This window comes from Terrimonas sp. (assembly GCF_003075435.1).
Classification (GTDB): domain Bacteria; phylum Bacteroidota; class Bacteroidia; order Chitinophagales; family Chitinophagaceae; genus Agriterribacter.
Window position 1 is genome coordinate 85,386 of record NZ_QCZJ01000017.1, and the last position, 14,261, is coordinate 99,646.

Annotated in this window: 13 protein-coding genes; 9 read left to right on the forward strand and 4 right to left on the reverse strand. The window is 38.3% G+C overall.

Going from position 1 to position 14,261, the window contains the following annotated elements; all coding sequences use genetic code 11:
• Positions 1–90: 90 nt before the first annotated feature.
• The gene (locus DC498_RS17505) at positions 91–555 is read right to left on the reverse strand and encodes a hypothetical protein (RefSeq protein ID WP_116875451.1); all 465 of its coding nucleotides are present in this window, start codon (positions 553–555) and stop codon (positions 91–93) included.
• A 200-nt stretch (positions 556–755) separates the two neighbouring features.
• On the opposite strand from DC498_RS17505, the gene DC498_RS17510 reads away from it, so the two are divergent.
• From DC498_RS17510 to DC498_RS17525, 4 genes are all read left to right on the forward strand, one after another.
• Positions 756–1,166, forward strand: a complete 411-nt coding sequence (locus tag DC498_RS17510) for a DoxX family protein (RefSeq protein ID WP_116875452.1) — start codon at positions 756–758, stop codon at positions 1,164–1,166.
• A gap of 268 nt (positions 1,167–1,434) precedes the next feature.
• Entirely contained in the window at positions 1,435–3,912 is a 2,478-nt protein-coding gene (locus DC498_RS17515) for a helix-turn-helix domain-containing protein (protein ID WP_116875453.1), read from the forward strand.
• A gap of 186 nt (positions 3,913–4,098) precedes the next feature.
• Positions 4,099–5,580, forward strand: coding sequence for a glycoside hydrolase family 28 protein (locus DC498_RS17520; RefSeq protein ID WP_116875454.1), 1,482 nt, complete (start codon positions 4,099–4,101; stop codon positions 5,578–5,580).
• A gap of 19 nt (positions 5,581–5,599) precedes the next feature.
• Entirely contained in the window at positions 5,600–6,343 is a 744-nt protein-coding gene (locus DC498_RS17525) for a glycosyl hydrolase family 28 protein (protein WP_116875455.1), read from the forward strand.
• 66 nt (positions 6,344–6,409) lie between these two features.
• Here the strand turns inward: DC498_RS17525 and DC498_RS26585 are convergent, their stop codons facing one another.
• On the reverse strand, positions 6,410–6,787 hold the full coding sequence (locus DC498_RS26585; protein ID WP_116875456.1) for a VOC family protein: 378 nt from the start codon (positions 6,785–6,787) through the stop codon (positions 6,410–6,412).
• Positions 6,788–6,950: 163 nt separating this feature from the next.
• On the opposite strand from DC498_RS26585, the gene DC498_RS17535 reads away from it, so the two are divergent.
• The 3 genes from DC498_RS17535 (at position 6,951) to DC498_RS17545 (ending at position 9,313) form a co-directional block, all read left to right on the forward strand.
• Positions 6,951–8,024 carry a sensor histidine kinase gene (locus DC498_RS17535; protein ID WP_116875457.1) on the forward strand — a complete coding sequence of 358 codons (1,074 nt, stop codon included), beginning with the start codon at positions 6,951–6,953 and terminating at the stop codon, positions 8,022–8,024.
• A complete protein-coding gene (locus DC498_RS17540) occupies positions 8,021–8,719 on the forward strand; it encodes a LytR/AlgR family response regulator transcription factor (RefSeq protein WP_116875458.1) in 699 nt (232 codons plus the stop codon). Before DC498_RS17535 ends, DC498_RS17540 begins: the two co-directional genes overlap by 4 nt.
• A 216-nt stretch (positions 8,720–8,935) precedes the next feature.
• Entirely contained in the window at positions 8,936–9,313 is a 378-nt protein-coding gene (locus DC498_RS17545) for a LytR/AlgR family response regulator transcription factor (RefSeq protein WP_116875459.1), read from the forward strand.
• Positions 9,314–9,321: 8 nt separating this feature from the next.
• Here the strand turns inward: DC498_RS17545 and DC498_RS17550 are convergent, their stop codons facing one another.
• Both DC498_RS17550 and DC498_RS17555 read right to left on the reverse strand, forming a co-directional pair.
• The gene (locus tag DC498_RS17550; protein ID WP_206197673.1) at positions 9,322–9,672 is read right to left on the reverse strand and encodes a DUF4907 domain-containing protein; all 351 of its coding nucleotides are present in this window, start codon (positions 9,670–9,672) and stop codon (positions 9,322–9,324) included.
• Positions 9,659–10,699, reverse strand: coding sequence for a Kelch repeat-containing protein (locus tag DC498_RS17555; protein WP_116875461.1), 1,041 nt, complete (start codon positions 10,697–10,699; stop codon positions 9,659–9,661). The genes DC498_RS17550 and DC498_RS17555 overlap by 14 nt, the downstream gene beginning before the upstream one ends.
• 463 nt (positions 10,700–11,162) lie before the next feature.
• Between DC498_RS17555 and DC498_RS17560 the strand changes: the two genes are divergently transcribed.
• Entirely contained in the window at positions 11,163–12,527 is a 1,365-nt protein-coding gene (locus DC498_RS17560; protein ID WP_116875462.1) for a DUF4270 family protein, read from the forward strand.
• 26 nt (positions 12,528–12,553) lie between these two features.
• Positions 12,554–13,810, forward strand: coding sequence for a hypothetical protein (locus DC498_RS17565; protein ID WP_133176884.1), 1,257 nt, complete (start codon positions 12,554–12,556; stop codon positions 13,808–13,810).
• Positions 13,811–14,261 lie beyond the last annotated feature (451 nt).

A 14,261-nucleotide genomic window follows, 5' to 3' on the forward strand; every position in this document is an offset into this window, starting at 1 on the left:
TAAACGTTTAATGTTTCATTATAATAGCTATCTCTTCTGTGGGTGATTTAGAACTGAAACATTTCCAATATACAATATTTGCCACACATATTAAAAGGGTCTGAAAGCCGGACGGGCGGCAAAAGGTGAAAACGACCAGGGTATAGAGATAAGAATAATAATCAGCCCGATAGTGAACCAAATCGCTAATGTCCTGAACTTTTCGGTATCAGTTTTTTTACGTTTTGCTTTTGAAGAACCAATGGTAATGAGGATAACGGCTATCAACATCATCACACTATGCTCCATTCCAAAAAAACGAACATCTTTTTGATGTACCGCTTCTTTAAAGTTATTCCTGAAAAATTCTATAACAGGGCTGATAAAATACAGCCATAAGCCTAAAATAAATTCTATATGAACCAAAATAATAGACCAAATCCTGGCCTTATTATCAGCTTTAGAAAATGTTTTTCGGGAAAACCATCCGCTGTACGCTTTATATATGACCAATAATAAAGCAATTAAAACCAGCCAGCGAACAAGTGAGTGGAGGGCTAAAATAACAGGATACATGACATAGTATTTTTGCAAGATTAAGTCATTTTGAAAAATTAAAAAAGGAAGAAATCACCAATGCTATAATCTATGAGACTCAATACCGGGACTTTTAATAACAGTTTAGTAATCTTGTGGCATGAAATAAAACTTAGCAATAACTACGTTAAATTTACCTTTTACAGATTTGTTACCTGCAGTTATATCTTACAATTTTTATGAAATATTTGAATGACAGAACATTCATACTACGCTTTATTATTGCTATAATATTGTTTGCGCATAGTATTCCGGGTATAATAGACGGCAGCATAAGGGCATTTGGTACAGCATACCTGGATCAAGCCGGCTTTGCTCCGTTAGGTCTGATAATAGCATGGAGCATTAAATTATCGCATATTTTATGTGCTGTTCTTTTATTGGCGAACAGATATGTGAAATTTGCTTCTGTCGTTACTGTTTTTATTTTAATCGCCGGTATATTCATGGTTCATTTAAAAGACGGCTGGTATGTAGTTGGAGGCGGGAGGAACGGTATTGAGTTTAATTTGTTAATGATAGTGGTATTGTGTTATATAATGATGGAAGATGTGAGAGGAAAAAATATAGTCCATAAGAAGATTATATAAATTGACCTGCCTGACAATTTAGCGACGCCGGAAATAAAAAACAGAACATTATTTTTTGACTTACGTTGCAGATATGTGTATATTAGCCATAACCTATGCATGTACACTACTACGTAACCGGCTTGTATTTTATTGCGGTAATCCGCAATAATCCCTGTTGTATAAAGTTGATCATTACTACGATCAGACCTCCAACACCTTCCCAAATTAACTTCCCGCTTATAATAAAAAGAAAATATTTTTGGATCATCAGTAATATACAACTGAGATGAATAATATACTCCCGGATATTGAGCATAACGAAAACTTTGACCTGGCCTACCAGTTTGTTACGGAAACCAGTGAAAATATTTTTTTAACCGGTAAAGCAGGTACCGGCAAAACCACTTTTTTAAAATATCTTAAAGAGCATTGCGCCAAAAATATTATAGTTGCAGCGCCTACAGGTGTTGCTGCCATTAATGCAGGAGGCGTTACGCTGCATAGTTTGTTTCAACTGCCATTTCACCCCTTTTTGCCAATCAGTGCCAGTAAAGATGAATTGCTGGCAAGGTTAAGGTTTAATAAACAACGCCTGCAGTTGCTCCGCAAAATAGAGTTGCTGGTAATTGATGAAATAAGTATGGTGCGTGCAGATACTATGGACGCCATCGATGCAATTTTGAGAGCGGTCAGGCGAAATTATAACACCCCTTTTGGCGGCGTGCAGTTGCTGTGTATCGGCGATTTATTTCAGTTACCGCCTGTGGCTAAAAATGACGAATGGATATTGTTGAATGAATATTATGTTTCACCATTCTTTTTTGATAGCCTGGCAATTAAGGAACAAATGCCCCTGATGATTGAGCTTACTAAAATTTACAGGCAGAAAGAAGATTCATTTGTACGGCTGCTGAATAAAGTGCGCAACAATGCTATGCAGACTGAAGATTTTGAAGATCTTCATCAACGATATAATCCTGCATTTCGACCAGGGCCGGATGAAAAATACATTACGCTCACTTCGCATAATAACCAGGCAGATCAAATTAATTTTCGTGAACTGAATAAATTGCTTACACCATCATTTACCTATAAGGCAAAAATTGAGGGAGAATTTCCTGAGCACATGTATCCTGCAGAAGAAGAATTGAAGCTTAAAGAAGGAGCGCAGGTAATGTTTTTGAAAAATGATGTGATAAACAAAAAATATTTTAACGGAAAGATTGGAATAGTAAAACGCCTTGAAAAAGAGCTGATTATTGTAGAAAGTGACGGAGAAGAAATTACTGTAGGTAAAGAAACCTGGGATAATACACGCTATACTTTAAACCGGGGCGATGGAAAGCTGGAACAGGAAGTGCTTGGCACTTTCGAACAGTTTGCATTGCGCCTCGCCTGGGCTATTACTATTCATAAAAGCCAGGGGTTAACCTTTCAAAAGGCTATGATTGATGCAGGAGCAGCATTCAGCAGCGGGCAGGTGTATGTAGCGTTGAGCCGCTGTACAAGTCTTGAGGGTATTGTATTGCTATCAAAAATTCATGCACAGGCTATTATGAGCAATGATAGCGTAGTGAAGGGACAGCAAACGCTTATGCACAAAGGTTCTTTGGCAGAAAGATTTGCAGGAGCAAGAATGATTTTTACCCAACAGCAGCTATCACAAATATTTTTATTTGAAGAGATTGATACAGCGTTTAATGTATTGATATATGCTGTAAAACAGCATGTTGATAAATTTAATAATGAAGGGGTAGATCTTGTATTGAAAATTCATCAGCAGTTTTTAGGTGATAAACAGGTGGGTGAAAAATTTATGCACCAGGTCTATACTATGGCTAAAGAAGAACCTGTTATTGAAAAAAATCAGCTTTTGCAGAAACGTATAAGCGATGCTGCAAAACATTTTGATGCAAGATTAAGCGGTTTGCTGGAGGCTGTTAAAAAGCATCCCCTGGTTACTGAACATAAAGAAGCTTCTGCCCCGGTTGATGAAGCTTTGAAAGAGCTTGCGCTTGTTGTATATACTGCACAGTACTACCTGCAGTATTGTAAACAGCCTTTTACGCTTAATGCATATTTACAACATAAGCTTGCTTTTGCCCAGCCAAGATTTAGTATTACAAGCTATGCAAGCGGAAAGAGACAAAACTTTTCAGGTATTGCCAATGCCGAGCTGTTTGATACGCTGAAACGGTGGCGTGATATGGTTTTTGAAGAAACTGCCCTGCCCCTGTATATGATTGCAAATGCAGAAACGCTGAAAGCATTAAGCGCTTTTCTTCCGCTTAATAAAAAAGACCTTGCTAAAATAAAGGGGTTTGGCAAAGCCAAGGTGGATAAATATGGTGATGATATTATTGAGATTATCAGTGATTACTGTGAGAAATATAATCTGGAAACCAATATGCAGGCAAATATTGCTGAAGCCAAAAAGGAACGGATAACCGCTAAAGATACTTCTGCAAAAGTGGATACAAAGTCCGTAAGTTTAGATTTGTATAAACAGGGAAAATCAATTACCGCTATCGCTGAAGAAAGAAAACTGACGCCCCAAACTATAGAAGGGCATTTGTCTCATTTTATTGAATCAGGAGTATTGTCTGTAAACGAATTTTTGTCTGAAGAAAAGCAACAAAAAATTCTCAACATATATAACCAAAATAAAGAAGCAGGTCTTACACAAATGAAAGAACAATTGCCTGATATAAGCTTTGGAGAGCTGAGGATGATGATGGCTGCGGTAAAGGATAAGCAAATGTGAGGAAGAGGGAATGAGGGAAATGTGAGAATGTGGAAACTTGTAACCAGCAACCAGTAACTTGCAACCTGAAACGGGAGTGAATGAGCATTTACTTTTTTTCACAGGAGAGACCATGACAGTTGTTTTTTCCATTTAAGTATATTGCGCCTGTGACGATTGGCTGATCTTCTAAACTTCTTCTGCCTTATGCGAAAAATTGTATTATTGTTCTCCGTTATAATTATTGGCTATTTTTCTCACGCAAAAGATTATAATATTTCAGACTTTGGAGCTAAAGGTGATGGTGTTGTTTTGAATACCGACATCATACAGGGCGCTATTGATTTCATTACCACCCACGGTGGCGGCAGGCTGGTATTTAATGAAGGAATCTATCTTACCGGAAGTATCTATCTTAAATCAAATGTGGTATTGCATCTCGAAGAAAACGCTGTATTACTTGGATCAGTTAATCCGCTTGACTATATTAAAGACCCTTATATCGGGTGGATGTCTCTGGTTTTTGCCCTGAAGCAGGAAAACATCGGGATTACCGGGAAGGGGATGATTAATGGCAGGGGCTTTTATACTGCCAACAACCAGGTAGCCAATATTCATAAAAAAATATTTACTGATCCGCTTAAGCTCGACAGGCCTAATGAAACCAACCGCCCGCAAAATGTTTATTTCCGCGAGTGCCGGAATATTGTTATAAAAGGCATTACTTTAAAAGACCCTGCAAGCTGGAATCAGACTTATGATCAATGTAAAAATTTATATGTTGATAGTATAAAGGTAGACAGCAAAAACTACTGGAATAATGATGGCATTGATGTGGTGGACTGTGATGGCGTTGTGATTAAAAATTCTTTTTTTGACGCTGCGGATGATGTACTTTGTTTTAAATCGCATGACCCTTCTAAAATTTGTGAAAATGTTGTAGTAGATAACTGCACCGGAAGATCAAGTGCCAATGGGTTGAAATTCGGAACCGTTTCCCGCGGCGGCTTCAGGAATTTTAAGGTAACCAACATTACTATTTACGATACTTACCGTTCTGCTATAACTTTTGCCGCGGTAGATGGCGGTATTGTTGAAAATATTTTGGTAGATGGAGTTAAGTCGACCAACACAGGTAATGTTATTTACTTAAGAATAGGCGACAGGTGGAGTGGAGGAAAGAAGCCGGCCATGAATAATGTTGTGATAAGAAATGTGTATGCGGAGGTTCCGAATGGAAAACCTGATTCAGGATATTTGTATGAAGGCCCTGTTGAAGATCTGCCAAGAAATATTTCTCCCTGCGGTATTGTAGGGTTACCTCAGCACAAAATAAAAAATGTAACGCTTGAAAATATTACAATTGTTTACCCGGGCGGATCAAATCCCAATTATGCATATAGAGGATTAAAGAAAGCAGAACTGGATAGCATTCCTGAAATGCCCGCCGCTTACCCGGAGTTTTCACAGTTTAAAGAATTGCCTGCCTGGGGATTTTATCTCCGTCATGCGGAAGACATCAACTTCAAAAACATTACGCTCATAGCCGGGAAAAAAGAATACCGCCCGGCAATTGTGGCGGATGATGTTAAAAACATTTCATTCGAAAAAGTAGAATTCCAGGAGCCGGATAGCAGGAAGAAGAAACAGGTATTCCTGCAAAATTCCACACAGGTAAAAAAGAAATAGCATACTCAAATCATAAAAGATGAATCACATAAAAATATTGATTATCGTTTTTATTCTCCCGTTCTCGTTATCGGCTAAAGATTACAATGCATCTTTATTCGGTGTAAAATCAGATGGGCTTACTTTGAATACCCGCTCTATTCAGAAAGGAATTGATTTCATAAGTGAGAATGGCGGAGGTCGATTGGTATTTTATGTTGGAAGATATCTTACGGGAAGCATAAAGCTTAAATCAAATGTTACCATCAAGCTGGAGGAAGGCGCAGTATTAGTCGGCTCTTCGTCTATATATGATTACAATTCTTCAGGAAGCATCAAAGCCATTATTTGTGCCGATGGACAGGAAAATATCGGTATATCCGGCAAAGGCGTGATAGAGGGTAGGGGAGCATTATTATTGAAAAATATGAATGACCTCAACACAAAAGGATTTCTACTCGACTCACTTACCAAACAACCGGTATTATTAGGTTTTAGTAATTGTACAGGTGTACAGATTGACTCTGTTAACATGACCGATGCCGCTGGCGCTGTGCAGGTTTTTGATAAATGCAATAACCTGTCTATTGCTACAGTGGTGGTGAAGAGCAGGAATAATGCTGAATTTCCCGGTGTAATTTTTATAGAAAATAAAAAAGTACAATTGCTCAATACATATATAGAAGTTACAGGAAAACCTGTTCAATGGATAGGTGATGCAAAAGAAATTGTTATCGAAAAAACAATTGACTCCACAGGAACCAAAATAGATATTACTTTGTAAGGATAGCTGGATACCTGCTCCGCTGCTGTTCCATGCTCTTGCTTGTTCTGACTATTATAAAATTTTTTAGTCAAAGGGCTCCCACAACTGAATCTTATTTCCTTCAATATCCAGTATATGGACAAATTTTCCATAATCAAATGTCTCTATATTGTCAAGGATGGTCACACTTTCTTTCCGTAATGCATCAACCAATGCTTCCAGATTTTCCACCCTGTAGTTTATCATAAAATCTTTAGTTGAAGGTTCGAAATATTTTGTATTTTCTGTAAAAGGAGCCCATTGCGTGATTCCTTTTTGGGTATGGTCATCGGCATTACGCCACTCAAAGCTTGTACCATGTTCTGTTGTATTAAATCCAAGATGGGTTTTATACCATTCGTTCATAGCCTGCGGATTTTTACATTTGAAGAAAATGCCCCCTATTCCTGTGACTTTTTTCATTGCTGTAGTTTTTTTGATTGTTAGTATAGCACAATTTATTATAAAGTTAATATTAATATATCCCTCTTTATAATGTACCTGGTCTATAAGTTTTGCTGCTTAATCTATATTTTCTGTATTGCCGTACGCTTTCCTTATTTTTAATATTATCTTGATTCAGATTATGAATAAGCGGGCAATTACAATACTCATGCATATCATCTGCTGGGCACTTTTCCTGTTCCTGCCGGTTATTTTTTCACCGGATTTTGGTACAAGTCCTAAAGGATTTACACATTTGTTAGGCTATCCGCTTCACTTCTTCCTGACCAACCTTTTGCTTGTTCCTTTTTTTTATTTTAATGCATATTTCCTGGTGCCGAAGTTTTTTTTCAACAAGGAAAACCTCCTTTATTTTGGCGCTATACTGCTGCTGCTCTGTTTATTTCTGTTTATATCAGATTTACTTATACCTGCCCGGCCAAGATTAATACCGAATAATAATTTTCCGCCACCTGGTTTCAGAGGCGTTGCCGGTGATCGTCCCCGCATTCCTTTTGCAGGAGCCCGTATGATCCCCCGCATATTAACTTTCAGTCTGGTATGGTTATTAGGTATTATACTCCAGGTGGTAGAACGGTTACGCATAACCGAAAAGAGATCTAAAGAAAATGAACTGGCAAAAGTTAACGCGGAACTTTCTTATCTTAAATTGCAGATCAACCCGCATTTCCTTTTTAATACATTGAATAATATTTATTCGCTGGCATCCATACAAAGTGAACAAACACCTGCGGCTATAATGAAGCTTTCTGAGATAATGCGCTATGTTACACAAGATGCGCAGGCAGATTTAATGCCGCTGGAACAGGAGATACATTATGTGAATAATTACATTGAACTTCAGAAAATGCGCAGCAATGATAAACTGGAGTTACGCTTTGAAGCACAGGGAGATTTTACAAAAAACAAAATAGCCCCGCTCCTGTTAATATCTTTTGTTGAAAATGCTTTTAAATATGGAATCAGTAATCATGAAAAAAGTAAAATAGCTATTCTTATAAAAGCAGAAAATAACCGGCTTAATATGCACGTGCAGAATATAGTATTTGAAAGAGAAGAGAACGGAAGTACATCAAGCATAGGCATGTCAAATACACGCAGGCGATTAGAATTGCTATATCCCGGCAGATACTCACTTGACTTTGGAAGGAAGGATAATTTTTACATTGTTGATCTGAAAATTGAGTTGATATGATAAAATGTGTGGTGGTGGATGATGAACCGCTGGCAATTTCATTATTAAATCAGTATATCCGCAGGTATGAAGGGCTGGAAATGATGGATGGCTTTACAGACGCATTGGAAAGTATTGGTTATATTAATAACAACAAGGTGGATATCTTATTCCTGGATATATTAATGCCGGATATAACAGGCATCGGCGTTTTAAAAAAGCTTACCAACAAACCTGTAGTAATATTCACCACTGCCCATCGTGACTTTGCGGTGGACGGCTATGAAATGGGAGTAGCCGACTACCTGCTGAAACCTTTTGATTTTGAACGTTTCAAAATGGCTGTTGAAAGGGCTATTGAACGCATCAGGTTGAAGGAGAAAGATAATTCAGACCTTATTCCCGGCGTGTTTGTAAAGTCAGATTATAAACTCATTAAAATCAACTTCCAGGATATCATATATATTGAAAGTATGGATGATTATATACGGATATACCTGCAGGAAGGAAAGCCTTTAATTACACTGATGAGCCTGAAGTCATTTCTCGAAAAATTACCGGCCACCGAATTTCAACGCGTACACAGGCGCTATATAGTGGCACTGAATAAAATAAATTCGTTGGAAACGCGCAGGCTGGTACTTAAAACAGGTGTGGAAATTCCCGTGGGAGATACTTATCAACAGGCTATCCAGAGTTTTAAAAATTCCCGTTAGATCCTTCTCCGGAACAAGTACCCATTATTGGGAATTATAATATTGAGACTGTGTAATACACAATCTGTGAATTCCAGGTCGGCAATATGCTTCGTCTTTCCTGTTCACCTATTCTTTTTGAGGGTTTACCGATTTTAGCATGGCAATTTGCCCGTTCGTAGGGAAATTTGGAGCACTTAAATATTTTAATCCAATAATTAATTAATGTAAACTGCTATGCAAGACGAATCCCTGGTTCTCAATAGCCCGAATCAAACTTTATCACAAACAAAGCATGACTTTGTATTTGTAAAATCTGAGTATAAGATCATCAAAATAAAACTTGATGATATTATGTTTTGTGAAGGAATGAAGGATTACACACAGATCTATGTAAATGGCCGTATGCAGCCGGTGCTTACACTGCAAAATCTAAAAAACTTCAGCAGCCGTTTGCCTGAAAGCCAGTTTGTACGTGTGCACCGTTCTTTTGTGATTTCCCTGCAACATATTGAAACTATTTCGCGCAACGAGATAAGTATAGGAAAAAAAATCGTTCCGATAGGTAATAGTTACCGGAACGATTTCTTCAATATTATAGAACAATATTCCTGATCCTTAAACTAAGGAGATTGTGTGGGGCGAATACCAAGCCCCATTACTTCTTCTGCTGAAAGTGCAGGGAGTAAATTTCCGGCAATCATTTTTTTAATTACAAGGTTGCCGGTTTTAATGGCATCTTCTTCAGATTTAAACGATTGGTTGCCGGCAAATGCCGGAATAGTTTCCTGGTGAATATAGATTTTTTTATCAACCATTACGTTATACCCCCAACCATTACCCGTTTTAAAAGGTTTTATTTCAACCTCCAACATTTCATGCTGGCGATAATAGTGCCGGGTGTATATACCTGCAGTTATAGCTACTATCGCCAGTAATGCAATGACGTATGCTTTTTTCTTACTGATCTTCATTTTCATTATACTCTTCACTTGGGAAAAACTCACGGATATCTTCAAGCGCAGTTGTGCTGCTGCTGCTTGTTGCGCCTAATAAAACAAACCCCCTGTTATTAAGCGAAAATGCGCTGGCGCCAAGCCTTGCCGCTCCTTCAAAAGGCGTTTTACTTTTCCATGTATCTGTAGCAAAATCATATTCCCAGGTGTCTTTGTAAACACCTCCGTTTTGCCCGGTAGCAATATAAGCTTTACCATTCATTACAAAAGCTACAGCTTTGCTTCTTACAATAGCATAATCATCATCATAGCTTTCATCACTTACGTTGCTTATTTTTCTTAATTGGGTCCATGCCTGTCCTTCCGGTTGTGTAGGATCAAATACATTAAAATCATTTACTGTGCCGCCGCTGTATACCCCTGTTACAACATAGGCCTTATTGTTATAAACAAAGGCAACAGCGCCACTTCTTTTTTCACCGCTCATACTTACGCGTTGCGTCCAGGTGCCTGAGGCGCCTGCTGTGGGATCAAATTCCCAAAGGTCTTTTAAATAGTTGCCATCGTAACCGGTAGTAATGTATCCCTTGCCGTTAATGCTGAAGCCTACAGCGCTGTAGCGGCCAGAACCACCAAAATCTGCTTTCTGGGTCCAGGTATCACCCTGGGAATCATATTCCCAAAAATCTTTCAGCTTATTATAGCCGTCTGATCCAGTTCCGATATATCCTTTGGTATCTATTGAAAACCCGGTGGCAGCGTGACGTGCTGTGCCGGGAAATTCTGCTTTCTGTTGCCAAAAATTATATTCGGCATCATATTGCCATAAATCTTTCAATCTTTTGCTGCCATCATACCCGGTTACTATATAACCTTTGTTACCGATAGAAAAAGATACCGCCTCGCTGCGTCCATAACCTTCGAATGATGAACGAAGTATCCAGTTACCTTCTGTGCTGTCATCGTCATCTGAGCTTTTTGTGCAGGAAGTAATAGCGAGTGTACTAAAGCCAGTTAGCCAGATCAATAAAGTTTTTGCTTTCATTCCAAATTTAATTTTGTGTTGATGGTTGAAATAACCTGCTGATTATGCTCTTTTTTGCAATGTTCATCACGCGGTTGTCAGTACCAAAAAGAAAATTTTGCCGCTAAACTATCCGAAACCGAAACGGTAAAATCGTTAAAATGGAATTGCAGTATCTATTTGTAGATAAATGATTTGTTTTTACATACTAAAAAAAGGTGGAAGATAAAAGGTGGAAGGTATTGGGTAAGCGGTGTTGGGTCGGGTGATATATGGTATAGAGACAAGACATGTCTCGGCTCAATATAATATTAAACCTCCTTATATTCCACAGCGGTTTACCTTTTCCCTTCCAGCCTACACCTTCCGCCTTCCCTTAATCTATAAAATATATCTTCTTGTATATGTTTGGCTATTCTTTATCCACTCTAACAAATAAGTAACACTAAAGGCAGATAATATTGCAAAGTAACTACGTGCAAATATGCATTTATTGAGTAAGACCCGCTATAGATCAAAGGTGATTTTTCTGTTAGGCATTGTTTCTGGGCTTTTTTTTCAGACTGGCTGTAAAAAAGCTTATATACAATTCGGTGAGCAGTTCGTAGATAACAATTATACAAATATAGTAATGATTGATACTATCTCACCTGTTATTTCCACCGTATTCAGAGATTCAATTATTACATCCCAAACCGGCAAATTATTATTAGGCAGCTACCAGGATCCATTGTTTGGGCATATCAGCGCATCGTCTTTCTTTGTAGTGGAAAACCCACCATCGGCTAACAGCTTCCATGTTTCTGCTGTATACGATTCTATGGTACTGAAAATAGTAGGCGACAGTACATTTTACGGAGATACTACTGCTGCTCAGCGTTTGCAGGTACAGGAGCTTAATGAAATGATGTTGTTTCCTGATGACCAGACATCTTTTTACAGCAATACTGATTTCCCTGTTTCAAATACAGTGCTTGGGTCTGTAAATTTATCCATAGTACCATCTCGTAAAGATACCGTAAGCATAAAGCTGAGCAATACAAAGGGTTTGGAAATATGGAATCTTATCCAGGATAAGGCAGTAGAGGTTAGTACTGCAACAGATTTTGAACATTATTTTCCGGGGTTAAAGATCTCTCCTGAAAATACCGCGGACAATGCCGCGATATACGGTTTTTCTGATACGGTAAAAATCAGGATATACTATCATGAATCGAACCCGGATCTCGTTCAAAAATATCTTGAGTTCTCGATTACCTCCAGGAACAAACAGTTTAACCAGGTCAGATACGATCGCTCCGGAACAGCTTTAAATGTAGTGATACCTGAAAACAAAGAGGTATCATCTGCTTTACTGAATAATGCAGCATATATTCAACCGATTACAGGGGCACTGATGAAGGTTCGTTTTCCGAATGTACGTGAAGCTATTTTACAGCGAACAGACTACCTGCAATTGATGAGTGCCGAACTTACGATTTATCCTTTAGGTGGCAGCTACAATTATAATTTTATGCTACCACCCCAACTGGCGGCGTATACAACTAATGTGAATAATAATGTTGGCACTGCACTTGGGGCAAATGGGAGCACCAGTTCTACTTCTGCACAATACGGAGATCTTAAAACAGATTGGTTATACGGACAGGATACTTATTACACCTATGATGTATCTGCATATATAGAAGCATTATTGTCTACTTCGGCTGATAATACAAGCGGATTATTATTCATGCCACCAACTCCTGCTTATAATACGCTTTTTGACAGGGTAGCTTTTGGCGATAAGCAGAGTGAAAAAACAATGAAATTAAAACTGTACTATATATCCGTTCAAAAGGATCAATAATGTTTATGGTAAATGAAGATATTATAATGCGTAAACAAGTACGATACGGTTTAATTATACTGCTGACATTTTGTGCAGGAGCTGGGGGTTATGCGCAAAATACAAGCTCTCCATATTCTATTCTTGGTATTGGTGATATTGAAGAAAGTTTTTTTAATCGCACCTCCGGTATGGCAAATACGGGCATTGCATATCGTAACCCTTATTTCCTGATCAATAATAACCCGGCTTCGTATTCCGCATTACAGGACCAGTTCTTTATGGTGGAGGCATCTGCACGTGGAAAGATTGTAAGCTATTATGCCAATAATTTAAACAGCACTGCCAATCAAACAAGAGATTTCAGCGTAAATCGTGTATCCGTAGGTATTAAAGTAAACAAATGGTGGGGCAGCAGTATCGGACTTACACCTTTCAGCACTTCTAATTATGCTTTTTCCGGCAAGAAGGTTATTCAGGGAACAAATTTATTTACCTATGCTGATTATGAAGGAACCGGTGGGGTGAACAGGGCATACTGGGACAATGGTGTAAGATTAGGAAAACATTTTTCGGTTGGTGTGAGTACTTCATTTTTATTTGGTTCTTTAAACCAGAAAGAAGTATTAGCAGGAACAGAGGCAACTTCTACCATTACTACTACAAAAAATATTTTTCTTCGTAACCTGTATATGAGTTATGGTGCGCAATATTTTACAAAGGTTACTCCAAAGTGGGATTTTTCGCTTGGTGCTACTTATGCCAATAAAACAGACCTGGCAGCAGAATATAACACCAATATTACCAGCGGCACTACAACCATTGAAGATAAGGTTACAAAAAATGATTATTTCCGGATGCCGGATATGTATGGTGTGGGGTTGGCTATTACCAGGAATAAAAAATTAACAATGCTGGCTGATTACCGCTACCAGGAATGGGCTTCTGTAAAATACAGCGGCTCCGGTTATTCCCTGCGCAACAGCAGCCGCGCTTCAATAGGTGTGGAATATGCAAAGCTCAGGCAGGTATGGCCTGTACCTATTGAAAAAGTTTTCTACCAGGCAGGATTGTTTTATACAGACTCGTACCTGAGCATACGTAATGAGCAGTTAAAAGATATGGGCGTATCTGTAGGACTTGGTTTTCATTCAAAAAGAAGTACGCTGAGTTACCTGGTAGGTTTTGAATATGGAATAAGAGGAACAAAATCACAAAATCTTATACAGGAGCGATATGGTAAGGTAACACTTACACTCAGCTATAAAGATTTCTGGTATACTAAAGGACAAAAATATTATTAATAAATGCTTTTGAAGTTTTGTATCTATAGATTAATAGAGGGTCTATAAGCGGGGGAGTAGTCTTACTCCCCCTATTTTTTTGAATATGGTTTAATACAATTTGTAATTCCTGCAGGTTACAAATGTTCACACAGATGGGCGCGTAAAAGCTGATGAGGTTATGCGTAATATTGAACGAGCAACACTGAGGTTGTCGTATAATCGCTTTTTCACTTGTGAGATATCTGCCGCTTTGATACTAATCCTCAATTTTTGCACTACAGTCTGACAGATTTAGCAAAGCAATCTGAATTCCATTGTTATTGTGTAACGAAGGGATGCTGTCTTTTGAGATCTAAATATCATTTCAAAATCGAAACACCTACTACTACATGTTATCGTAATTAGGGTGCATTCCAATTTTTCGTATATATATCACTGCGAAGGCAGATGCCTCGTGCCCCGGCATGAC

What these genes read in the sequence shown, in the direction of transcription:
- DC498_RS17505 (WP_116875451.1), bottom strand. Translation starts at nt 555, where the DNA reads ATGTATCCTGTTATTTTAGCCCTCCACTCACTTGTTCGCTGGCTGGTT.
- DC498_RS17510 (WP_116875452.1), top strand. Translation starts at nt 756, where the DNA reads ATGAAATATTTGAATGACAGAACATTCATACTACGCTTTATTATTGCT.
- DC498_RS17515 (WP_116875453.1), top strand. Translation starts at nt 1,435, where the DNA reads ATGAATAATATACTCCCGGATATTGAGCATAACGAAAACTTTGACCTG.
- DC498_RS17520 (WP_116875454.1), top strand. Translation starts at nt 4,099, where the DNA reads ATGCGAAAAATTGTATTATTGTTCTCCGTTATAATTATTGGCTATTTT.
- DC498_RS17525 (WP_116875455.1), top strand. Translation starts at nt 5,600, where the DNA reads ATGAATCACATAAAAATATTGATTATCGTTTTTATTCTCCCGTTCTCG.
- DC498_RS26585 (WP_116875456.1), bottom strand. Translation starts at nt 6,787, where the DNA reads ATGAAAAAAGTCACAGGAATAGGGGGCATTTTCTTCAAATGTAAAAAT.
- DC498_RS17535 (WP_116875457.1), top strand. Translation starts at nt 6,951, where the DNA reads ATGAATAAGCGGGCAATTACAATACTCATGCATATCATCTGCTGGGCA.
- DC498_RS17540 (WP_116875458.1), top strand. Translation starts at nt 8,021, where the DNA reads ATGATAAAATGTGTGGTGGTGGATGATGAACCGCTGGCAATTTCATTA.
- DC498_RS17545 (WP_116875459.1), top strand. Translation starts at nt 8,936, where the DNA reads ATGCAAGACGAATCCCTGGTTCTCAATAGCCCGAATCAAACTTTATCA.
- DC498_RS17550 (WP_206197673.1), bottom strand. Translation starts at nt 9,672, where the DNA reads ATGAAGATCAGTAAGAAAAAAGCATACGTCATTGCATTACTGGCGATA.
- DC498_RS17555 (WP_116875461.1), bottom strand. Translation starts at nt 10,699, where the DNA reads ATGAAAGCAAAAACTTTATTGATCTGGCTAACTGGCTTTAGTACACTC.
- DC498_RS17560 (WP_116875462.1), top strand. Translation starts at nt 11,163, where the DNA reads ATGCATTTATTGAGTAAGACCCGCTATAGATCAAAGGTGATTTTTCTG.
- DC498_RS17565 (WP_133176884.1), top strand. Translation starts at nt 12,554, where the DNA reads ATGCGTAAACAAGTACGATACGGTTTAATTATACTGCTGACATTTTGT.